The sequence below is a fragment of the Photobacterium sp. BZF1 genome (assembly GCF_014349205.1).
In the GTDB taxonomy this organism is placed as follows: domain Bacteria; phylum Pseudomonadota; class Gammaproteobacteria; order Enterobacterales; family Vibrionaceae; genus Photobacterium.
Map to the genome: position 1 here is coordinate 1 of NZ_JACSOF010000009.1, position 21893 is coordinate 21893.

General features: G+C 44.0%; 20 protein-coding genes. 9 read left to right on the forward strand and 11 right to left on the reverse strand.

The features are described 5' to 3' along the window. The first annotated feature begins 479 nt into the window (after positions 1 to 479). Positions 480 to 1808: a winged helix-turn-helix domain-containing protein gene (locus BIZ37_RS03060; RefSeq protein WP_187460251.1), complete on the forward strand. Its 1329-nt coding sequence runs from the start codon at positions 480 to 482 to the stop codon at positions 1806 to 1808. A 56-nt stretch (positions 1809 to 1864) separates the two neighbouring features. Beyond that, a complete protein-coding gene (locus BIZ37_RS03065; RefSeq protein WP_187460252.1) occupies positions 1865 to 2239 on the forward strand; it encodes a hypothetical protein in 375 nt (124 codons plus the stop codon). A gap of 427 nt (positions 2240 to 2666) precedes the next feature. Here BIZ37_RS03065 and BIZ37_RS03075 read toward each other — a convergent pair whose 3' ends face one another. Further along, a complete protein-coding gene (locus BIZ37_RS03075) occupies positions 2667 to 2993 on the reverse strand; it encodes a peptidylprolyl isomerase (protein ID WP_107296648.1) in 327 nt (108 codons plus the stop codon). Between the two features lie 185 nt (positions 2994 to 3178). After that, positions 3179 to 3868, reverse strand: a complete 690-nt coding sequence (locus BIZ37_RS03080) for a VC0807 family protein (RefSeq protein ID WP_107296649.1) — start codon at positions 3866 to 3868, stop codon at positions 3179 to 3181. 229 nt (positions 3869 to 4097) lie between these two features. Between BIZ37_RS03080 and BIZ37_RS03085 the strand changes: the two genes are divergently transcribed. Both BIZ37_RS03085 and BIZ37_RS03090 read left to right on the forward strand, forming a co-directional pair. Further along, positions 4098 to 5642, forward strand: coding sequence for a glutamate synthase-related protein (locus BIZ37_RS03085; protein WP_187460254.1), 1545 nt, complete (start codon positions 4098 to 4100; stop codon positions 5640 to 5642). 78 nt (positions 5643 to 5720) lie between these two features. Continuing rightward, positions 5721 to 6260: a hydrolase gene (locus tag BIZ37_RS03090; protein ID WP_187460255.1), complete on the forward strand. Its 540-nt coding sequence runs from the start codon at positions 5721 to 5723 to the stop codon at positions 6258 to 6260. Positions 6261 to 6348: 88 nt separating this feature from the next. Here BIZ37_RS03090 and BIZ37_RS03095 read toward each other — a convergent pair whose 3' ends face one another. Together BIZ37_RS03095 and BIZ37_RS03100 are read right to left on the reverse strand one after the other, a co-directional pair. Continuing rightward, the gene (locus tag BIZ37_RS03095; RefSeq protein WP_187460256.1) at positions 6349 to 7110 is read right to left on the reverse strand and encodes a DmsC/YnfH family molybdoenzyme membrane anchor subunit; all 762 of its coding nucleotides are present in this window, start codon (positions 7108 to 7110) and stop codon (positions 6349 to 6351) included. 141 nt (positions 7111 to 7251) lie between these two features. Next, positions 7252 to 8664: an MDR family MFS transporter gene (locus tag BIZ37_RS03100; protein WP_187460257.1), complete on the reverse strand. Its 1413-nt coding sequence runs from the start codon at positions 8662 to 8664 to the stop codon at positions 7252 to 7254. Between the two features lie 228 nt (positions 8665 to 8892). On the opposite strand from BIZ37_RS03100, the gene nagA reads away from it, so the two are divergent. Together nagA and BIZ37_RS03110 are read left to right on the forward strand one after the other, a co-directional pair. Then, positions 8893 to 10017, forward strand: a complete 1125-nt coding sequence (gene nagA, locus BIZ37_RS03105; protein WP_187460258.1) for an N-acetylglucosamine-6-phosphate deacetylase — start codon at positions 8893 to 8895, stop codon at positions 10015 to 10017. A gap of 157 nt (positions 10018 to 10174) precedes the next feature. After that, a complete protein-coding gene (locus tag BIZ37_RS03110; RefSeq protein ID WP_187460259.1) occupies positions 10175 to 11062 on the forward strand; it encodes a LysR family transcriptional regulator in 888 nt (295 codons plus the stop codon). 74 nt (positions 11063 to 11136) lie between these two features. Here the strand turns inward: BIZ37_RS03110 and BIZ37_RS03115 are convergent, their stop codons facing one another. Further along, positions 11137 to 11439, reverse strand: coding sequence for a hypothetical protein (locus BIZ37_RS03115; protein ID WP_107296656.1), 303 nt, complete (start codon positions 11437 to 11439; stop codon positions 11137 to 11139). Positions 11440 to 11755: 316 nt separating this feature from the next. On the opposite strand from BIZ37_RS03115, the gene ltaE reads away from it, so the two are divergent. After that, entirely contained in the window at positions 11756 to 12763 is a 1008-nt protein-coding gene (gene ltaE, locus BIZ37_RS03120; RefSeq protein ID WP_187460301.1) for a low-specificity L-threonine aldolase, read from the forward strand. A gap of 103 nt (positions 12764 to 12866) precedes the next feature. Here ltaE and BIZ37_RS03125 read toward each other — a convergent pair whose 3' ends face one another. Together BIZ37_RS03125 and nhaD are read right to left on the reverse strand one after the other, a co-directional pair. Then, positions 12867 to 13520, reverse strand: a complete 654-nt coding sequence (locus tag BIZ37_RS03125; protein ID WP_187460260.1) for an acyloxyacyl hydrolase — start codon at positions 13518 to 13520, stop codon at positions 12867 to 12869. Between the two features lie 195 nt (positions 13521 to 13715). Continuing rightward, positions 13716 to 15104 carry a sodium:proton antiporter NhaD gene (gene nhaD, locus BIZ37_RS03130; RefSeq protein ID WP_255526658.1) on the reverse strand — a complete coding sequence of 463 codons (1389 nt, stop codon included), beginning with the start codon at positions 15102 to 15104 and terminating at the stop codon, positions 13716 to 13718. Positions 15105 to 15407: 303 nt separating this feature from the next. Between nhaD and BIZ37_RS03135 the strand changes: the two genes are divergently transcribed. Further along, positions 15408 to 15896, forward strand: coding sequence for a hypothetical protein (locus BIZ37_RS03135; RefSeq protein ID WP_187460262.1), 489 nt, complete (start codon positions 15408 to 15410; stop codon positions 15894 to 15896). Between the two features lie 163 nt (positions 15897 to 16059). Beyond that, entirely contained in the window at positions 16060 to 17274 is a 1215-nt protein-coding gene (locus BIZ37_RS03140; protein WP_187460263.1) for a D-alanyl-D-alanine carboxypeptidase family protein, read from the forward strand. Positions 17275 to 17341: 67 nt separating this feature from the next. On the opposite strand, the gene BIZ37_RS30375 is transcribed toward BIZ37_RS03140, so the two are convergent. The 4 genes from BIZ37_RS30375 to focA form a co-directional block, all read right to left on the reverse strand. Next, on the reverse strand, positions 17342 to 17464 hold the full coding sequence (locus BIZ37_RS30375; protein WP_255526657.1) for a hypothetical protein: 123 nt from the start codon (positions 17462 to 17464) through the stop codon (positions 17342 to 17344). A gap of 153 nt (positions 17465 to 17617) precedes the next feature. Further along, positions 17618 to 19330, reverse strand: a complete 1713-nt coding sequence (sgrR, locus tag BIZ37_RS03145; protein ID WP_187460264.1) for an HTH-type transcriptional regulator SgrR — start codon at positions 19328 to 19330, stop codon at positions 17618 to 17620. Between the two features lie 240 nt (positions 19331 to 19570). Further along, entirely contained in the window at positions 19571 to 19939 is a 369-nt protein-coding gene (locus BIZ37_RS03150; RefSeq protein WP_187460265.1) for an NADH:ubiquinone oxidoreductase, read from the reverse strand. Positions 19940 to 20389: 450 nt separating this feature from the next. After that, a complete protein-coding gene (gene focA, locus BIZ37_RS03155) occupies positions 20390 to 21838 on the reverse strand; it encodes a formate transporter FocA (RefSeq protein ID WP_187460266.1) in 1449 nt (482 codons plus the stop codon). Positions 21839 to 21893: the final 55 nt, after the last annotated feature.

Genomic DNA, 21893 nt, shown 5'->3' on the forward strand with positions numbered 1-21893 from the left:
GACTTGCTATGCCTTTGATTTCAGACACCGCCGTATCAACTTCGGCTGATAACTTTTTAGTCAATGATCCATCAAAAAAATCTGAGCCAATGGCGCTTCCTGACGCTACTGTGATTACAATGTAAATGACGGGCAGGCTTGATGGTGCCCTATTGACTGACGCAAACATATTGCCCCCAAACTTTCATACCACTTATATTCTTTACTGCTTCGTGGTTATGATTTGAGTGTAGTTATCAGGGGCAAGCAAAAAGTACGAACTGCCCTGCAGTCGCAAAAAATAAACAAAACTCTTTTTTTTGATATTAAAACTTTCTTTCTTGGAAATATTTTGTCTTATTGATGAGCACACTTACTCTGTTTTAAGTGGTCGCATTACTTGATGTATGGCAAAATTATCTGAAGAAATAGATACTTATATCTATAATTGCTTGATAAGATTTCTTTCATCACAACAACTATGACACTGAGTGCACTTAATGTCTGAGAAAGTTAAGGCTACGGATCACATAGCACAGATTTCAGAGAATTATTTCTTTGATTGCCAAAAAAAAACACTATTCACAACAGTAGGCAGTATTCCTTTAAATAGAGCAGAGAAAGGCGTGCTCTACAAACTTGTTACCGAAGCGCCGAACATGGTTAGCAAAGAAGAGTTACTGACAGCTGGTTGGGCAAGAAAAGAAGTCGCTGAAACCTCCCTGTTTCAGACTATTCGAACATTACGAATTAAGCTGAAAGAACAAGAGATTGGTCAAGTCATTGAATTAGTACCTCGGTTGGGTTACCAAATCAAAATCCAACGTTTTGTGTCTTATCAAGAGCTTTGCAACATACCTGAGATGCCAAAGCAGGATAAAAAGAAACCGCGATTGAATAACAAGCGCTACCTGATCGCAGCTATAGCCTTTGCTTTCTGTACCCTATTGGTGAGTTTGCTGTATATCAACTGGCCAACTGAATATAAATATAAACTGATCAATGACGACAAAAACAATACCCTCGTCTTTTTGTCAATGAATCAGGATGACTTTGACTACTTGCTACAAACCAATGAGCTTTTTTTCAAACCAGCTAAGCTCAACAATAAGCTAATGTTTATCCATAAGCTTGATGACGAGTTTTCTGTTGCCATCTGTACGAAAACACCAGATGGTTGTGATATTGATACAGCACATGCCATTAGCTTCAAGCACTCGGAGCTCAGCACATTATGGGAATTACTTGATAAATACCTACCACAAGTCCCACCGTTGGCAGCTATGAATGTATTAAAAGATAACACCACCATGCAATCTGGTGTTAAGTCATATAATATTTTCCTTGAAGATGGTGACTTTACAACAAACCTATCACACCACTTCGTTAATCAAGTTGACGACTCCACCTGGCTCTTTACATCGATTAATTATCGTCCGAATAGCGATCAGAGTGAATACATTGCAGCTTCCTTTCGCGGTGGTCGTTCAATTATGGAAGCAGAGAGTAAACTGCCATTCCTCATAACCGTAACGAATTACCCTGAATATTTTTATTGGGTACTTAGTCCAGCAGATAAGGCAAAGCTCGGGATCAAACCACCCGGCCCACTAGAAACATTAACTAATGATTTCTATGTAGATGTCGAAGAGTACATCAGTTACTTGCTTTACCGCCAACCTCACCTCCAACTATGGTTATCTGAAGGCTATGGTTTCCATTGGTTTATCAAGGAAGGAAGTAATGACAATGTATTCAAGCAATTCATCCGTGGAGAGAAATGTGCTGAGCTGCCAATAGACTTTGAAAACAAGCCATCTTGCCCATAAGCTCCACTTTTTCAACTTAGGTATATAATTATCAGGTCGTCCAGAGAGGAGGTTGTATGATAAGCAATATTAATATGCTATTTCTTCTCGGACTCCTGTCATTGTATTCCCAAGCAGGCAGCCACCTCGACAAAGCAGCAGATGAAATCTGCCTCTGCCTTGAAGCTCCCTACCAACAGGCCGAACAATCTCTTCGCCAACTCAATGGTGAACAAGGATCTAATGATCTAGCGAAAGTGACAAGGTCACAAGATGAGATGATGGCAACCATCAATGCTGCCACATTATGTATGGAGTCCTTTCGCCAACTTTACCCAGACATTGCTAAAGATATCTCACTACAAGATAAGACATTAAGACTACTTGAAACCAAGTGCCCCAACCCTTTATCTGCACAATCAGCACCTTCTCCCACCCAGCATAGTGAGTGATAACACTATTGCAGCGAACCCAAAATGTAAATATTATGTTAACCAAACCTAAGGTAATTTGCCTGATTCAGGGAAGGAGGGAAGCTAATGCATGTAAAACAAGGTATATATCTTTTTTTCTACCATCTAAGGGCTTTCTTTGAGCTTACATTCAAGCCTTTGTTCGGTCTTATCACCGTCGGCTTGATCCTCTCTGCGATCTTAATCCAATCACCATCGACACAAGTTGAGGGAGGTTTGGTGTTAACTGGCTGCATTGTAACGGCCCTTTGGATCACTCTGGTTCGGTACTATTATTCCGCTATTTTAAGATGGTCTGATACCCGGCAAAAGACATCATCTGTCATTGAGTTTCCCCGCCAAACTGACAACTAATAGCACTAACAAAAAAAGGCGCATAAGCGCCTTTTTTGCATAAAATACGGGTTTACACCGTATATAGCACCTTGATGATGTGCCATCCGAACTTTGTCTTTACCACTTCAGGAATCACACCACGGAGTTCTGGTGTCTTCAATTTTAGTGCTTCACTGGTACTGATTGCTTTATTCGAAAAAACAGCTTTATCGAACTGTGGCACCATTTGGCCTTTACGGAATTCGCCCAGATCCCCACCTTTTTTACCTGATGGACACGTCGAGTGCTTCTTAGCCAGAGCCTGGAACTTAGCACCTTTCTTCAGTTGCTGAAGAATATCTTCAGCCAGTTCTTTGTGTTTCACCAAGATATGTAGAGCATGCGCTGTGCGAGCCATGGAGTACCTCATCATTCTATGCTGCTTTTGCAGCACAACTAAATCTATCTTGCCCTTACGTACAGCAATATAAGTAAAAGCGTTTGGTCTGAACTATACACGTCTCTGGCTTTGCAACCAACTTTGCATTAATTCAGGTACAAAAAAGCCAGCACATGTGCTGGCTTTCTATCCAATACTGATGGCTATTGTTCGGTCTTGAGGATTTCAGCCGTTTCAAGCTGTGTCATCTGACGGATCTGACGCCACATGTAGAAGAAAATGCCCATCATCATAATCATTGATGGAATCGCGATAGCTGGGTAACTGACCAAAGTCAGGCGGCCTAACTCTTCATTGAAGGCCTGAGTCCCGGAGGGGCTGGTCACAATCATTTTCGCCAATACATAATTCATCACCGATGAAAACACGAAAGTCCCGGCGAACAAGTAGTTTGATGTCAGCAAACGGCGATCAAAATCGCGCTTACGACCAAACTCATTCAGCTTTTCATTGATAAGAGGAAGGTTTAATACTGTTTCGTTAAAAAGCATCTTGCTCACAACTGGGTATTTTGTAAACGTTGAAGCAAACACACCAATACCGATAAGACCTGGGATCAACGCTTCTTTTACCGCTAACCATTTAGGGTCTAGCTGCAAAAGACCGATACCACCAGTGAGTAAGACACTGACAAAGCCTAACAACGAGATAAAGTTAAACTTTTTGTACTTAATCAGCTCATAGCCACCCAGTACCACCGGAAAAGCTAAAGCAACTAATAGTGCGCCAACAGAGCCAAGGTATTCATCACCACTGAGCTTCATTAGTACAACTGAAGGCACGATGACATTAAAAATCAAATCGTTAAGAGGACTAGCTTTCTTTTCCGTCATAATATTTTACAAAGTTATCTAAACGTAAACATCTGCATTGTTCCGTGAATTGAGTCAACTGTAAAGTAGTTGACCGTTACAAAAGATTAAATCCCCTTTTCGATTTAGGCAAAACTATCTCTGATATCCAACAGATAGAACATTTTCTGTACCGTTGCCAATTATGCAAATATGCCCATCGTCTCCCATACTTTGAGCATCCTTGTGCCTATCTTCGTTGGAGCGTTAAATGAGCAAGCCAGTGGTCGCAAATATCAAGCCGAGCAAAGTTAACCTAGAAAAAGGGCAAACCTACTACTTCTGCACTTGTGGACGTTCCGCCAAACAACCTTTCTGTGATGGTTCACATCAAACCACTGATTTCAAACCTATGAGCTTTAAAGCGGAGAAAGATGGCGATGCCTTTCTTTGCGCCTGCAAGCACACTGGCAATGCTCCTTTCTGCGATGGGACCCACCAACAGTTCGATGACACTAACATTGGACAAGAAGGTCCAGGCATCACATCCAGTGCTAATGAGTTACCGATTGCCAAAGCGACTAAAGAAGAGCCTACCGTTGAATATATTCACCAGTTAGCCCGTGAAGGTCTTAGCAACCTTGGCCATCATGGTGCCATGACCGCCATGGGGGTTCCCAGACATAAACTGCCAGATTGGGATGACATCCAAATCATGGTGGCTCAAATGGCCAGCAAACCCCTGATGGAAGACGCTAAGGTCGGTACAGAGCTCGTTATTGGCCCGAAAGCAAAAAAGCCATTAGTATTAAACATGCCACTGTTCGTCTCTGACATGAGTTTTGGTGCGTTATCTGAAGAAGCAAAAACGGCGCTTGCTATGGGTGCGGAAAAAGTTGGCACTGGCATTTGCTCTGGTGAGGGAGGCATGCTCGCCGAAGAACAACAAGCCAACAGCCGGTATTTCTATGAGCTTGCCAGCGCGATGTTCGGCTACCATGAGGGATTGCTTAAGAAAGTCCAAGCCTTTCACTTCAAAGGCGGGCAAGGTGCTAAAACGGGTACCGGCGGACACCTTCCGGCGATTAAAAACACCGGTAAAATAGCGAAAACACGATGTCTGGAAGAAGGGACGGATGCGATATCTCCTCCCACATTCAAAGACCTAAAAACACCTCGAGACTTTGCAGCATTTGCTGAGAATGTCCGGGTGATAACAGGTGGGATCCCCATCGGGTTTAAGCTCAGCGCAAACCATATTGAACGTGACATGGGGTTTGCTCTAGAAGCTGGCGCAGACTACATCATTCTTGATGGGCGTGGAGGCGGTACCGGTGCCGCCCCTGAAATATTCCGTGATCATATCAGTGTACCAACCATTCCGGCCTTAGCCAGGGCGAGATACTTCCTCGATAAACAAGGCATGACGGGCGAAGTGACACTGATTATCACCGGGGGATTACGTACACCAACAGATTTTGTCAAAGCCATGGCCTTGGGTGCTGACGGTATTGCGCTTGCCAACAGTGCCATGCAAGCAATCGGCTGTGTCGGAGCTCGGATCTGTAATACCAACAACTGCCCTGCCGGTATAGCTACTCAGGATCCAGAGCTTCGCAAAAAACTCGATCCTAATCTTGCCGCGACCAAGCTTGCTAATTTCCTGACCGCCTCAACAGAGCTAATGCAAGTCATGGCCAGAGCCTGCGGGCACCATCACCTTAACCAGTTTAACCAAGATGATTTAGCAACTTGGAATAGTGATATGGCTCAGCTTGCAGGTATTGAATACTCAGGCTTTAAGCAACGCGAATAGGATTTTTGCGAAGGCGATATTGTTAATCCCTTAAAAATTCCTATATGGTAAAAGCTTAACTAATGAGTGGATATTCATATGCTTACAACAAACGATACTGCACTGGTGATAGTTGATGTCCAGGGAAAGCTGGCTCAAATCATGGATAACAAAGAAACGCTTTTCAAAAGTTTGGAAACCGTTGTCAAAGGCGCCAAGATTCTTGATATCCCGATTATTTGGGTTGAGCAAATCCCACACAAGCTAGGTCCAACCATTCCGCAAATCTCTGATCACCTGCATGACCATAGCCCTATCGCCAAAAATAGCTTTAGTTGTTATCGCGAACCAAAATTCGTGGATGCCTTGGCAGCATCAGGTTGTAAGAATGTCGTTGTCGTCGGTATCGAAGCCCATATCTGCGTATACCAAACTGTTCGCCAACTGTTAGAAGCGGATTATCATGTTGAAGTGGTTGCCGATGCCGTATCGTCACGCAACCCAACGAATAAACAGGTCGCACTCCAAAAAATGCAGCAATTTGGCGCATCGTTAACGACTGCTGAAATGCTCATTTTTGAGCTTCAAGAAGTTGCCGAAGGTGAGCGATTTAGGGAAATACTCAGCGTTGTGAAATAGCGACTTAGCGCGTTAATGTAAAAAACCGCGATGCCAATGTGTAAATGTTAGCATCGCGGTTTTTCTTTATGCCCCGTTAGGGAGGGACTTAATAGCCAACACCTGCAAAGTAGGATGAAAAACCACTTAATACCAATGCAAAAGTCATTACCCCCATTACCGGTTTGCTCTTGGTAATAATTGGCAGAGACCAAACACCGACAGCAGCTAACAGCAAGCCAAGGCTCACAACTTGGGCAATAAAGGGCATGGCAGAGCCACCCACTTCAATTTGATTCGACAACTCACCCAACTGTGGCAAGCCCGTCAGCAAGCAAACAAGCGCGATAACAGCGCCAACGCATGGCAGAACAACATTTAGCGCTTCGACTTTATGCTTCGCTCTGATAAGGCATGCGTGTGCCAACAATGCTCCCCCACAAAGCGTTGTCGCTAGGAAATGAGAGCTGACAAGCCATTGCTCACTGCGCAACACCAAGCCGTTGAGTAAATAACCAGAACCGACCAAAATTGCCAAGGCCAGGCATGCCTTGCGGAAAGTATCTGATCCAATCAAGGCTTTCTCAGCAAACCAATACATCAAGGCGGTAGCAATAAAGGTGATAGCAAGAAGCGCTTCGTCGCCAATTTGGTAAACCTCGGCAGTATCGGCAAGCATCAAGTTAAGCTCTCGCAGCAATAGCGCACTGAATAACATAAGCCACAAAGCAGGCATGGTCCGATACAGTCTATCAGCTTGGCCAAAACACAGTTTGCCCGTCAACAGCACGATACCGAGAACAATAAATGCACCAATTGCCAGTTGGGTTAATACACTAGAAAGAATTAATGGCCACTCAAACCATGCCATGACTCACCTCGTCGCCACACTATGCAGCGATATTACAAACATAAGGCGGCGTATTGTGCCTGATAGCAATAATTTGTCCATAAAAAAGCCCTGCTAGCGAGCTAACAGGGCTATTTGCCGATGAAGTACCTCTACCTCTGGTTAATCTAGGCTTTCTTGCTTGTATGAGCGCTTTGGCTTCGCGACATCTGTTGATAGTGGTTGAGCTTTCAAACACACAACCGTCACGATCAAAGAGACCAATGCGACAATAACTAAGCCGCCATATGTCATGGTAAAGCCCTCCCCCAAGGCAACTGGGTCAAACTCTGCGAGACCATCGGCACTTCCCTCACCGACCAAAACAGGGACTTTGATATGAAACAGTGCAGCACAAAAGGCCACCCCAATTGCACCTCCAAACTCGCGGCCATAGCCGAACATAGAAAGTCCAATTCCCCTATCTTGGGCAGGCAACACATTTTGCACCACCACATTCAAACTCGGCAGAGTCAGCCCCAAACCCAAACCGGCAAAGGCCAGTGCAACTGTCATCCACAAACCTTGATAGAGCAGAAAAACAGCAACAACAGACATAGCAAAACCAACAACCACAAGGGACTTATAATAACCTGTTCTGGCTATTCGCTTACCACCGAGGTACGCCCCGCTGGTGATACTCATCATAAACACCATCATGATGAGGCCACTTGCTGAAGCAGTCATTCCATGCTGCCATTGCATTTGCAGTGGTAAATACACCAACACTGCAAACATCAGAAGCTGAGAACACATAATAAGCAACACACTAATCATATAACCGGGAAGGTTAAACAAACGTGCAGGAAGGATTGGGTCTGGCACTCGCTTTTCTACAATCATAAAAATTATCGTTGCAACAACCGTTGCAATAATTAAGCTGATTTGGCTTATCGCGATATCCGGTGACATCAGTAACAGCAAGAGCGTAGTAATTGTCATCAATAAACCCGCTCCCGCCCAATCAAAGCGGCTATCCCGCCCTTTGCTTAGATGTTTTAGGTTGGTATTTATCATCCATAAAGCTAAAGCCCCCAAAGGCAGATTAATCCAGAATACCCAACGCCAACTTAAGTGCTCAGCGAAATATCCCCCAAGCAGCGGTCCGGCGATACTCGAGGCGGCGTAAACCGCCGAGATATACCCCTGATACTTACCCACTTCGCGAGCAGGAATACAATCAGCAATTACAGTGAATGCCAGAGCAATGAGGCCCCCACCACCAATACCTTGCAATACTCTCGCTGCGACCAATGTCGGCAAGTCTTGAGCAACCGCGCAGGCAACCGAACCTAGCAGGAACAATACCACGCTAATATTTAGCATCTTGACCCTGCCAAAGATGTCACTCAGCTTACCGTACACTGGCAGCACTGCTGTTGCCGCCAACAAATAGGCCGTCACCACCCAGGTCAATGCCTGACCGGCACCAAGCTCTTCACCAATAATAGGTAAAGGCGTTGTTACAATACTTTTCTCTAATGAACCCAGCGCAATAACTAATGCGACGCTGGCAAAAATCGTTTTAGGCGACATGTGCCCTCCTATGAATGCGCCACAAGGATAAATCAAACATTTGATTACGAAAACAGAAGATTATGGAGCATAAGCTCTCACTTATAACACGCTGAGCATTGACAAAAGGCAGACATTACTCTAACTTATTTTTTAAACAAAAATAAGTTACCTTGTATGGCACCGATTTGCTTATTTGCAGGGTTACGTTTTCACTTATTCTATAAAGCTTCAAGAGTTGGGACGCCTATGTACGCTATCACAAATATCAATGTTTTTAACGGTCAAGATACCCTTGAGAACCAAGCCATTATTGTTGCCGGCGATACCATTGAAGCCGTTGTTCCAATGGAAACTGCTAACTTACCAGAGACCGTTTATGATGGTCAGGGACTGACGGCAACCGCTGGTTTCATTGACCTACAGCTCAACGGCTGTGGTGGCGTGATGCTAAATATCGATATTTCAAAGCAAACGCTCGACACAATGAATGAAACCAACATTCAATCGGGTACCACGCAATACCTGCCGACCTTAATTACCAGCAAACATGAAACAATGTGCCAAGCTGTTGAACTGATTTCGGCCATTGAAAACCATGAAAGCGAAGGCATCATCGGATTGCACCTTGAAGGGCCTTTTATTAGCAAAGAAAAAAAAGGGGCTCATGACGAGAATCACATTCGTATCCTCGATGAACTAACGGCTCATTATATGGCAGATAATGCCAAACATATCTCCGTGGTTACGCTTGCCCCAGAAAATACTTCTCAAGCTGTTATCGATATACTCAATGATGCAGGCATCATGGTATCACTCGGTCACACCAATGCCGACTACCACCAGCTAACAGCGAAAAACCATCTAAAAATGGCAACCCATTTGTACAATGCTATGACCCCTCTCGGCTCCCGTGAGCCAGGTACTGTGGGTTATATTTTCGATAAAAAACCCCATGCAGGTATTATCGTCGATGGCATTCACTCCTCTTACGCTTCTGTGCGTATTGCCCATCAAATTCTTGGTGAAAAACTGTTCATGGTTACCGACGCTGTAGCTCCCGCTGGAACAGATATGAAAGAATACGATATGGCAGGTACCACGGCATACGTTACAGACGGTAAGTGTCATTACGCCGATGGCACCATTGCCGGCGCAGCCATCACAATGATCGAAGGTATCAAAAACCTTATCCAGCATGTTGGGCTAAGCCGCGAAGAAGCACTTCGGATGGCTAGCTTATACCCAGCAAAAGCAGCTGGGATTGATGAACAGTATGGCCAGTTACTGCCTGGCTACAAAGCCAACATCACTCTGCTGAACGATCACAATGAAGTATGCGCGGTATATCAAATGGGCAACAAGCGCCTTTAATGCTAGAGAATTCCTAATCTACACGACTTAATTAGTATTATTCTTCTGCACTTTATTTTCACGTCAAGCAGATACCTATCTAGGTATCTGCTTGACGTGCTTAATCAGCAAATGATACTAATCAAAGGAGTTAATCATTTAAAGATCGCTAACTGCCATGCTAAACACCCAATGGCTACATACCTTTATTACCTTGGTTGAAGTCGGCCACTTCACGCAGACTGCAGAAAAACTGTTTATGACTCAACCTGGAGTCAGCCAACATATCAAGAAGCTCGAAGAACAAGCCGGTACGCCGCTCATCAAACGCATAGGTAAACGGTTTGAGCTGACACCTGCAGGACAACAGCTTTATCAATATGGTGTCAAACGGCAAGAAGATGAAAAGCAATTGTTGAGCCAATTATTAGCAGATGACCCCTTTAGTGGTGAGTGCTACGTGGCTTGTTCAGGATCACTCGCCATGTTCCTTTACCCCCACTTTCTCAGCCATCAGCAAAATTACCCCGCTATTAGTATTCATTTAGAGTCGGCACCGAACCACCGCATTATAGAAGGGATCAAGAGTAGCCAATTTGATATAGGTATCATCACTCATTCATTGGATGATCCTTATTTCGAGCAGAATCAAATAGGACAAGAGGCCCTTTGCGTGGTTGTGCCTGCCAACTATCCAGATGAAGATTTAGATAAAGAGTCGCTCTACTCATTCGGTTTTATCAACCACCCTGATGGAAAGCATTATCTCCAGCAGGTGCATTTGGCAAATTTCAGTGACAGTCACTTTGACTTCAACAAAATTACCAAATCGGGTTACATCAACCAGTTAAATCAAATCCTATTACCTGTCTCAAAAGGACTTGGCTTTACGGTATTGCCGGAAAAGGCTGTTAGCCAGTTCAGCTACCAAGATAAGATCAAAACACTCCCGCTACCAAACACGGTTATGCAAGAGCTTTACTTATTGAGAAAACAACACCGCCCTCTTCCCAAGCGCTACCAGCATATTATCGAGACTATTACCCAGTTGCTGAGTCAGGGTTAAGTCCCCCCATAAAAAAATCCTGCTTGAAAAAGCAGGATCAAAAGAAAATTGTCACGCCCAATGTAAAGCAGTCGCTATAGATCACGCATCAGAATTTCGTATTCTTCCTCAGCAAGTTCGATCAATTTGGCCAGTTCCCTTGCATCGTCACTCGACAAAGGCAAGTGCCATTGCACATCATCCTTTTGAATCTGGCTTTTACAAACAAGCTCCGTTTTCTTACCTTCAGAATAAAAATAGAGCTGATCAAATTCACCACTTAAATGGCTATTTTGCTCTAAGATGTTCACTTCAAGTTCGCCAACCGGACTTACAGTAACATCCGCATGAAGTCTTGACTCTCCAGGTAAAATGAAATGCCTATGCTCAGCCAACATATGACAGCCTCCTATCTGACTTACGCCATGATTCTCCCGCTTCAGCAAACTTACAACGTAAGGTGCTGAATAACGCTGCAAAGCAGCGCTCCCAATCTCACTTCATCTTAAGTCTAGCTAAACCAGCAAGTGGGAAATGAAAATTCACGAAAGGATAACAATTATTCAATCATTTTTTTGCTCGGTATCAAATTTTCGCCATCCCAGAAAAATCATGGCATAGATTTCTATTCTCTTTGTTTTGTTTCTGGCAAAGTGTTATATCCCATTTAAATAAGCAATGGGCTAAACAGAATAAACCAAGGAAGTAGCCATGATAGATTTTCGTTCTGATACCGTCACCCGCCCGACACAAGCCATGCGCGATGCAATGGCTGCAGCACTAGTTGGTGATGACGTGTATGGTGACGATCCTACCGTCAATGAACTAGAACAATGGGCAGCAGAGCGTCATGGTTTTGAGAGTGCTCTATTTTGTAGCTCGGGCACACAAGCAAACTTATTGTCGCTAATGGCCCACTGTGAGCGCGGTGATGAATACCTATGCGGCCAGCAAGCTCACAACTATATGTTTGAAGGTGGTGGTGCCGCCGTACTTGGCTCTATCCAGCCGCAGCCGATTGAAAACGAAAAGGATGGAACGATTCCTTTTACTAAACTTGCTGCTGCCATTAAGCCGGATGATGCACACTTCGCGCGTACCCGACTTCTGAGCCTTGAAAATACCATCAATGGCAAAGTACTCCCTTTGTCATACATGGCTGAAGCAAGGGAGTTTGTAAACCAACATAACCTTAAACTGCACTTAGACGGCGCTCGAGTCTACAATGCTGCGGTTGCTTTGGGTGTAGATATTAAAGAAATCAGCCAGTACTTTGACTCAATGACAGTATGCCTATCTAAAGGGTTAGGTGCGCCTATTGGCTCTCTAGTTCTCGGCGACAAAGCCTTTATTTCACGTGTAAGACGCTGGCGTAAAGTATTAGGCGGCGGTATGCGTCAGGCCGGCATCTTAGCTGCTGCCGCTAAGATCGCATTGACTGAGCACGTAGGTCGGTTAGCGGATGATCATGCTAATGCTAAAGCGCTAGCTGAAGGACTTAACCGCGTTCCCGGTTTCAAAGTCAATACTGATGTTGTCCAAACCAACATTGTATTTACCAAAGTGGACCCGGCTATCGACCAACAGGCACTGGCTGCAAAGCTAAAAGAAAAAGACATCATCATCACCCCTGGAAATCCAATGCGACTGGTCACCCATATTGATATTACCCGTGACGACATTGGTACCTTCCTTAAAGAACTGGAAATAGCCCTAGCTTAATTCACCTTCTTTAAACGACCATAAAACGGAAAGGCGCTTAATGTTGATAACATTAAGCGCCTTTTTTCAACTAAGTGCCCCACTTATATAAGTGGTATTTACCCTAGAATCGATAGCCAAGACTGACAGAAGAAATACCATGTTCGACCTTGATATCACCGTCATCCATTCTGGTTGGGGCAACTAACCTCAGGCCCAACTCCCACTTTTTGTAGTTAACGACAGTGCCTAGATGCGAGTTAAAACCAAAGCCAGATGAATCAAACTTAATTTGACTGTTGTCTGCATTCTTGAGTTTTCCATCAGCATTAAGGTAATGAACACCTGCGCCAATCTCTACCCGCCAACTCTTACACGTTGAACAGAGTTTACGATCGCCCCATTGGTAAAACAGCACAGGGGTAAAACCCACTGAATACCCTTTATAATCGCCACCAGAGAACTGATCGTCATCGTCGTCATCATAATCTAGGTCAAAGTAGCTCGCCGATAGCTCGGTATGGTAACCCCAGCGGGTAGATTCTGTGAAAAAGTAAGGTGATTGAATCAGGCTAATTACGGGCGTAACCGAATTTGATGAGTTAAATGGAATATCGTTAAACTCACCGTCTTTTGAAATATCAACGTTGCCAGTCGACTTAGCAATACCTAATTTAACACTAGGAACCCTGAATAAATCTTCTAAGTTCATTGCATGGGCAACAGTTCCAGAAAAAAGCGTCAATGCGCCAACAACATAACATCCATATTTTTTCATGCGCCATTCCTATGACTACTACAGCTTTATATTCCTAGTTAAGCACGACATTTACCCAAAAAAAAGCCCAGCATTTGCTGGGCTTACATTTCATTATTCTTTAGTGACGTTCTACACACTTTCTAATTACTAACTTTTGCTTACCCGTGTGAAATTTAATCAATTTCCAATACTGGCAATTTATTGATGTGTCAATTAGAACAAATGACCGTTCAATAGCAGGTGACATAAAATACTGGCCACATACCCTAATGCGATAACGGGCATCCATTTCAAATGTCCAAAGAAAGTATATTTACCATGCGCAGCCCCCATTAGTGCAACACCTGCCGCTGAGCCAATCGACAACAAGCTACCACCGACACCCGCAGTCAAAGTCACCAAGAGCCAGTTCCCCAAAGACAGTTCAGGTTGCATCGTCAACACAGCAAACATCACGGGTATATTATCGACAATCGCTGATAATATCCCAACCATCACATTGGCCCACACAGGGTTCCATTGAGAATACATCACCTCAGAAACCAAGCCGAGGTAGCCTAATAGACTCAAGCCACCCACGCACATCACCACACCGTAGAAAAACAATAATGTATCCCACTCGGCATGTGATACCCGCTTAAAGACATCAAATGGCACCACTGAGCCAATACGTTTCAAGGCCTCTTCATCGTTATTCGCTATCGCCAGTGCTGTTTTCTTCTCTAGTGAACGTGGCAGGGTTTTCCGAAGATAGAAACCAAAGAACTGTAAGTAGGCCAAGCCCATCATCATGCCAATAACCGGTGGGAAATGGACCCAAGCATGGAAACTGACAGCCGTTGCAATGGTCATGATAAAGAGGAATACAATACGTCTTGCACCACGCTTCAATTCGACATGTTCACTGGTTGTATTCGGCTTTGTCTTAGGTACAAAGAACGACATGATAAGTGCAGGGATCAGGTAATTCACCAGAGATGGAACGAATAGGTCAAGGAACTGGGTGAATGTGACCAAACCGGCTTGCCACACCATTAAGGTCGTAATATCACCAAAAGGGCTGAATGCCCCACCAGCATTAGCGGCTACAACAATATTAATGCAGGCGATATTGATAAAGCGAAGATTACTCCCCCCCACTTTCATAACGACTGCACACATCAGCAGTGCTGTCGTCAAGTTATCGGCGATAGGTGAAATAACAAAAGACAATAAACCGGTAAGCCAAAACAAACTTCTAAAATTAAACCCTTTGCTAACCATCCAGGCCTGCAAAGAATCAAACAACCGGCGTTCTTCCATCGCACTGATGTATGTCATCGCGACTAACAAAAACAACAACAGCTCAGCATATTCCAATAAATTATGTTCTAGTGCCGATTGAGCTAACTCTATTTGGCCTTGTTGCTGGAAAACGAAGCCAATCATTAACCAAATAATACCTGCCGCCAACAGCACCGGCTTCGACTTTCTCAATTGTAGGTACTCTTCACCCATGACTAAGCAATAGGCAAGACCAAAAATGACCAGTGAGGCATAGCCGACTGTTGATTGGGTAAGATCTGTACCCGGAACCACTGCTAAAGCACTGCTTGATGCCATCAGGGCTGCAGCGATACCCCCGAAAAACATGCTTCCTCGTAACAGTTTCATTCGCAACTCAACTCCCTGAGTGATTAATCTAGCGATAGTCTACACATTCCTTGAAGACATTTACGTGAACCAATCCAATATGTTAGCAAATATTACAACAGACAATTAACATCAAAAAAACATACGTAAATTGAGTTATTTATCAGTATTATTTTGCATGCACCCCATCACACTTTCTTGCTACCACCATTGCTTTTAACCATTTTGACTAAATTAGTAGAGATGTATTGGAAGGAAATAGGATTCAATCAGATGAATGACATTGAGAACAAACACAACGTTGATTGTTGGTTGAAAAGCGTCAGCAAACTAGATTTAAAATTAAAGAGTGATATTAACCCAGCAATCCAGCTACTCAATGGCGCACCACCAGTCATATTCGGTCCTGTCATCACCGAAACGCAAAACGAGGCTATTGCCTATTGGCTTGAGCTCTGCCAACAACTGGTGAACTTCTACCAAAATAACGGTGATTACGAGCTTGCTTTTCGTTACAAACAGTTTTGTTACAGCAAACTACAGGCACTGGCGATAGCGCCGCAGCAGGATGCGGCAATCAAACGATGGTGCATTAAAAAGCTCGAAATAATGGTCATCAACATGCTGGAATTCTGCCAACAACAATCAACGGTAGTTTGGCAAAATGAAAGTCAGCAACTCATCGATGCCCATGTTCATTTTATGCAGTCAATGAACCACCAAAATTTATCGTTAGGTTCGGTCTTCGTAGCGCCACAATGATCTTTTCATACCCTAATATATTGTTATAAAGAATATTTATATTAATCTCAGCCATGAGACACCCAGTGAATTATCTCGCGCATTGAGCATCAAATTTATTCTTGTCTGTATTTTTTTACTATGCTGAAAAGTGCAACGATGCAGCAAACACGGGGTTTTTCCAATGACATTTCCAACCTTAGCGAAAGCTTGCCGTAGACTGGCAATAAGTGCTTTTTCGTTGGTGATCGCTACTCACACTTATGCAGATTACCTGCCTACACCACCCGAAGTTGCCGCCCAGTCTTGGGTTTTGATGAGCTACGACACTGGACAAGTCATTGCTGGTGAAAACATCAATGCGCCCCATGCGCCTGCCAGTCTAGTGAAAATTATGACTAGTTATGTGGTTGGAAAAGAAATTCAATCTGGCCATATCACGGCAGAAGATATGGTGGTGATCAGCGAAAATGCTTGGGGTAAAAAGTTCCCCGGTTCATCTAAGATGTTTCTCAACGTAGGCGATCAGGTCACGGTCGATGATCTCAATCGGGGCGTCATTATCTCGTCAGGCAATGATGCAACGGTTGCCCTCGCCGAACATGTAGCAGGTCACCAGTCTGCATTCATTGAAATGATGAACAAGTATGCTGAGAAAGTTGGTATGCAGGACACTTACTTTACCAACCCCCATGGGCTTGATTCAGCTGACCAACAAACGACAGCCTATGATATGGCACTGCTGACTAAAGCATTAATTGCTGATTTGCCTGATATGTACCCGTTATTCAAAGAAAAGTCCTTTACCTTTGGCAAAATTAAGCAAGGTAATCGAAATGCCCTGTTATGGGATACCACGATCAATGTAGATGGGGTAAAAACCGGCTATACCAAGCAAGCGGGTTATAGCCTTGTCTCTTCAGCAGAGCAAAATGGCCAGCGTTTGATTGCGGTTGTGCTTGGAACAAAAAGCGCCAACGTTCGCCGCACTGAAAGCAAAAAGCTGTTAACTTGGGGCTTTCGTTTCTATCAAGATATCGAACCAAACTTTAGTAGTAATGAACTCGTTCCTTTACGCGTTTGGTACGGCAGTCCATCCACGATAGATGTTGAAGTTGCCTCGGGTGGCAAAGTCACTATTCCCCGTAGGCAAAGAAAGAACGTTGAATATAGCATTCATTACGAAAACCTTGAGGCGCCAATCACTCAGGGGCAAGAAGTCGGTAAGGTCGTGTGGTATATACAAGACGAAGTTATCGCAGAGCAACCCTTACTGTCAAAGGGAGCGGTTGAAGAAGCACCATGGTACAAGTCGATGTTTGATGTCGTTTGGCGGCCTATCAATCAATGGTTCAGTGACCAAAATGAAGCATTAAAAGCCTCGGTAAATCAAACTTAGATCGATGAATGAATTACTGAATAAACAGAGAACAAGCTCCGGCCTGTTCTCTGTTATTTAATTCGGTTTACTCATAATCATCTTCAAGATCTTCAGATTCAAACCAGTCATCGAATTCTATCTCATCCTGATTCTCGTCCCACAGATCGTGTTCGTTAAGCTCAATATCATTCGGATCAAACTCAAACATTGTGACTCTCCATGCTAGTAATAACTATACCGTGCCACTTAATGCCGGAACATAAGTGACAAGGCATGGCTATTTTGTAATCAGTCAGGATGTCAGAACGATGAATAAAAAATGTTAGATATATTAAGATTCAACAGAGAGATAAATACCTGATTAGATTCCGGTATCTTCAAGATCAGGTTTCATCCAAACTGATTTGAAATCAAACCAGCCCATTGAATTAGACTGCATCCCCTGCACTGCCCCAGTATCATCTACCCCTAGCCAGTTATGAAACAATGGCATTACCTGACCAAACTCGACTAACTTTGCGCCGAGGTCTTGGCAGGGCGATGCTTGTTCCGGGTTTGCACGCCACCTCATCACTTCCTGCTCGAGAAGTTGGAACTCATCTTTTGGCATTGCTCTGGCAATATGGTCAAAGTTAAAGAACCAAGATAGCAGGGCATCGTCCCGGTAATTCATTAAGCTCATCCCCCCTAGCCAAAAATCAATTTTCTGGCTATGTTTGCCCAGCGCAATCTCTGTCGTCGTGAGTTCAAGCATACGTAACTTGATACCGTCTTCAGCCAAAATCTCTTGTATGGCCTTGGCAACATGAGGATAAACGGGATGTTGGCAAGCAAAAGCAATCGTCACAATACGCTTGGAAGGAGGAGTCTGGACAGGTATAGAGTGCAGCGGGACATGTGTCCAACCCGGCAAGATGCCATAAGCATTGGTCAGACGGAAATCACCGATTTGATCTTTATTCAAACGCTGTAGCAGTTGCAGTGCAGTTAAGCGCCCTTTCAGATAATTTAACCACTCAGGATCAGCCGGTAGCCCACTGGTGCGGTTAAATAGCAAGAAGTTACACCCCTCATCGAGTTTCAAACGCGTTGAGACACTGACTCCCCCCAGTTGGCTCGCATCAGTGGCTGGTTGAAGATAACAAGATGCCACCTCAGACAACATCCAAATATCGACAACATCAATCAAAGCCCTAAAGCCAAAATACTGATCTGACGCTTCCAGCTTGAATCGCTTACTGTCATTCTGGAGCACTTTATATGGGCCAGTGCCTACAGGGAAAAGGACATTAGGGTTGCTCATATCAGCATCAGCGGGCTGGACCATGGCTATCAAGTTGGTGAGCAAATCAGGAAAGCGATGATCATCTGATGCTAAATAGAAATCGATGGTGTGATTAAAAGGCGCTTGAATCTCATTAATATGATTAAACAACCGGTGCTGCTTGACCTGATTGAAAGTAGCAATGATATCTTCGCTACTTAATATCCGGCCATCATGGAAACGGACTGATGGCCTGATGTAAAAACGCCAATGACGAGGAGTCAGTGCCTCCCAATGGTGGGCTAAATCACCTTCTACTTCCTCTTTTTCCTCGTTTATTCTAGTGAGGCCATTGAACACTTGTCGTACCAAATGTTGCTCTGAACGTCGCAATGGTTGCAGCGGATTAAGATTACTAAACGCGCGATAATATGGCAGTCGCACAATCTGTTTACCGTGTGCGGTTGTATGGCCTAATTGTTCCTGGATGATCTGGGCCAGTTTGTCAGCATTATGCTCTAAGGCCTCCAACGCCGGCTCTAACTTCCCTTCTGCTACCAACTTTCTTGCATGCATTAACTGCAATTCACTGTCGGTACTACAGAAAGTCAACCTTGATTGCTTACCTCGACCAACGGCAGGCTCCCAGTCAATCCAACCTTTATCGACCATTTTATTAATGACCATACGCACGTTGCGGCGAGTACAAAACAGTACTTCGGCAATATCTTGAAGGTTGGTATCGGCATCTTGGCCAGAGAAGTGATTGTATAAACGTTGAAATTGGACTTTAAGACGTTGACCGCTCATAAAAGAGGAACCTATTTATTTTGCTTCTTCTGTTTTAGGTTTCCTATTTTAGCGTAAAAATAACCAAGTACCCAAGAGGTACATGGCGGCATAGGACTAGTTATTTATCTACTTTGTAGACACCCCCAAGAATAGCTCCTGAGTGTATCTATGCCGCCTCTTCTATTTTCAATTTCATTATCCATTTGTTACAGGCACAAAAAAACGGGCATATAGCCCGTTTTTTCTTAAATGCGTTTATTAAGCTGCTTTCGCAGTGAGTGTTACGGATGTACGAGACATCTGGAATTCACGTAGCTTGGCATACAAGTAGGTCACGACAATGGAGAAGAACAAGTACGACAGTGAGAAAACGAATGGTGAGTTGATAAGGTTAGACTCAAGTCCCCACATCACACCGGCGATAGTGACACCTATTTTTGCCATCAGCCCCATAAGAAGCATCAGCAATGCAAGTTGAGGATATCGAGTTGAACAGCGGAAAGCTAACCAGTAGCCCGCGCCGACAGCCACCGAGGCAACTCCAAAACCGACTAGAAAGGAGTGAAAATGCTCACCAGATAGAACACCAGCAACGGCAGACAACAAAAAAATCAAACCGAACTTCATAGACACCTCTTTGAGAAAGTTAGAATTGCGTCCTTTCAATGTGCTTTAAGCTAATACGAGCATTTTCCCACTTTCCGATCAAAATGCATACACCCTGACGCTCTGTAGCACACAGCTTTTCGCCCTAACTTTCATTATTTTACATTTTGTAACACCCTAAATATCTACCGTGTATAAGTTTACCATTCATTTGTTAAAGATGTGTAACCAACCCTTAAAAATGTAAGAAATAGTGTCGAATAGCCTTTTTTCGCTAAATACATCCAAGTTACCACCGCTTAATGGTGAAATCTTAGTATTCAATTTCATCAGACAACCAGTGGGCGACATTAAATATGGAATTTAATCTTTCAGTTATGTGACATTCCATTTTGTGACGGATATAAAAAAACACCCAGTAAAACCGGGTGTTTTTAACAATCACAAATTTCACACATCTAATGGTTATAATTATGCGATCTCAAGCTTCTTCACTTCTGTCAATGCGACATCGTGGTAAACCTTGCGTAATTCTGCCATCAGGGCATCGCGTGTTATCACCCCGACAAACAGACCATCTTGCAGAACAGGTAGAACACGGGGCTTACTGGCTTTCAATGCTTTTACGCGCTGATCTAGTGATAAAGACGTCGCACTGGTTGCTATTCCCATATCAGAGCTTGGGTAAAGCATGTCTTTATCAATACACATGTACTCGACCAAATCGACCAGACGATCATTGATATCTACAGCAACGACTTCGCTGCTCATCAAATCGACCACTTTGGTTTCTTTGGCTGGTTGATAATCCTTGTACCAAAGCTCTTTCATTACATCGAACATCGATAAGAATCCAATCAGACGCCCATTGACATCACAGACAGGAGCGCCTGAAAGTTGATGCTCTGTCATCAAATCTACGGCTTTCGGCACAGTTAGATCAGCGGATAATGTAAGTGGATGTGAATCGACCAAGTCCTTTACTGTTACATGTGAGAGCATGTCCACCTCCTTGGCAGTCGAGAGTTCTACACTTTGGGAAATTGATGTCACGTTAGTCGCTTTAAGTTGCGGGCGACGGAAAATACACCAATTAGCAAGCCCAACCAATACTGCCCCACCGACGATGTTGCCAAGCGTAACAGGTATCAGATTCGCAAATAAAAAGTTGTTGATATTCAGGTCACTGTACTGCTGTGGGGTGCTACCGACCATTTGCCAGAATTGATCCGGAGCGAAGTTTTGAATCACAATACCAAGCGGCACCATAAACATGTTGGCAACGGAGTGTTCAAAGCCACTAGAGACGAACATGGAAACGGGCAGTATCATCAACACCGCTTTGGTTAATGCGTTTGCTGAACTGAAAGTCATCCAAATAGCTAAACAAACCAGTAAGTTACACAGCACGCCTAAAGTGAATGCCTGAATAGGCGTATGATGAAGCTTATGCTGGGCAATGTTAAGGGCATTAAGGCCCCACTGACCGTGGTTCAGTAGAAACAGACCGCCACCAGTGATGAGCATAAGCATGAACATGGCACCGAAAAAGTTACCGATATAGACCTTGCCCCAAATCGATAACATTTTCTTTAATGTGATCTGCCGGTTTGCCCACGAAATACTGGAAAGTACCGAACTTGTGAATAATTCACCGCCACAGAGCACAATGAGAATCAGCCCCATACTGAAAACCATGCCACCGACTAACCGGCTCAGGCCCCATCCAGCAGAAGCACTCCCTGTTGTTACAGTGATATAAAATACGAAAGCCAACCCGATAAATGCGCCAGCCATCATCGCTAATCCCAGCGTCATGCTGCTGGTCTTCTTTGCTTTGCTAAGAGCAAACTTCTCCGCTTCCGCCATCATTTCCATCGGCGAAAACAGTTGATTATTGCTGGTATCTCCGTAACTCATGCTTACCCCAAGTGTTACGCATCTTTATCCAATAAATGTTCCCATCGGTCAGAGC

Excerpts from the sequence above, each read along its gene's own strand:
- BIZ37_RS03060 (WP_187460251.1), top strand. The coding sequence starts at position 480 with ATGTCTGAGAAAGTTAAGGCTACGGATCACATAGCACAGATTTCAGAG.
- focA (WP_187460266.1), bottom strand. The coding sequence starts at position 21,838 with ATGAGTTACGGAGATACCAGCAATAATCAACTGTTTTCGCCGATGGAA.
- nhaD (WP_255526658.1), bottom strand. The coding sequence starts at position 15,104 with ATGGCATCAAGCAGTGCTTTAGCAGTGGTTCCGGGTACAGATCTTACC.
- BIZ37_RS03125 (WP_187460260.1), bottom strand. The coding sequence starts at position 13,520 with ATGAAAAAATATGGATGTTATGTTGTTGGCGCATTGACGCTTTTTTCT.
- BIZ37_RS03100 (WP_187460257.1), bottom strand. The coding sequence starts at position 8,664 with ATGTCGCCTAAAACGATTTTTGCCAGCGTCGCATTAGTTATTGCGCTG.
- BIZ37_RS03140 (WP_187460263.1), top strand. The coding sequence starts at position 16,060 with ATGACATTTCCAACCTTAGCGAAAGCTTGCCGTAGACTGGCAATAAGT.
- BIZ37_RS03090 (WP_187460255.1), top strand. The coding sequence starts at position 5,721 with ATGCTTACAACAAACGATACTGCACTGGTGATAGTTGATGTCCAGGGA.
- nagA (WP_187460258.1), top strand. The coding sequence starts at position 8,893 with ATGTACGCTATCACAAATATCAATGTTTTTAACGGTCAAGATACCCTT.
- BIZ37_RS03115 (WP_107296656.1), bottom strand. The coding sequence starts at position 11,439 with ATGTTGGCTGAGCATAGGCATTTCATTTTACCTGGAGAGTCAAGACTT.
- BIZ37_RS03075 (WP_107296648.1), bottom strand. The coding sequence starts at position 2,993 with ATGGCTCGCACAGCGCATGCTCTACATATCTTGGTGAAACACAAAGAA.
- BIZ37_RS03150 (WP_187460265.1), bottom strand. The coding sequence starts at position 19,939 with ATGAAGTTCGGTTTGATTTTTTTGTTGTCTGCCGTTGCTGGTGTTCTA.
- sgrR (WP_187460264.1), bottom strand. The coding sequence starts at position 19,330 with ATGAGCGGTCAACGTCTTAAAGTCCAATTTCAACGTTTATACAATCAC.
- BIZ37_RS03110 (WP_187460259.1), top strand. The coding sequence starts at position 10,175 with ATGCTAAACACCCAATGGCTACATACCTTTATTACCTTGGTTGAAGTC.
- BIZ37_RS03135 (WP_187460262.1), top strand. The coding sequence starts at position 15,408 with ATGAATGACATTGAGAACAAACACAACGTTGATTGTTGGTTGAAAAGC.
- BIZ37_RS03080 (WP_107296649.1), bottom strand. The coding sequence starts at position 3,868 with ATGACGGAAAAGAAAGCTAGTCCTCTTAACGATTTGATTTTTAATGTC.
- BIZ37_RS30375 (WP_255526657.1), bottom strand. The coding sequence starts at position 17,464 with ATGTTTGAGTTTGATCCGAATGATATTGAGCTTAACGAACACGATCTG.
- BIZ37_RS03095 (WP_187460256.1), bottom strand. The coding sequence starts at position 7,110 with ATGGCATGGTTTGAGTGGCCATTAATTCTTTCTAGTGTATTAACCCAA.
- BIZ37_RS03085 (WP_187460254.1), top strand. The coding sequence starts at position 4,098 with ATGAGCAAGCCAGTGGTCGCAAATATCAAGCCGAGCAAAGTTAACCTA.
- BIZ37_RS03065 (WP_187460252.1), top strand. The coding sequence starts at position 1,865 with ATGATAAGCAATATTAATATGCTATTTCTTCTCGGACTCCTGTCATTG.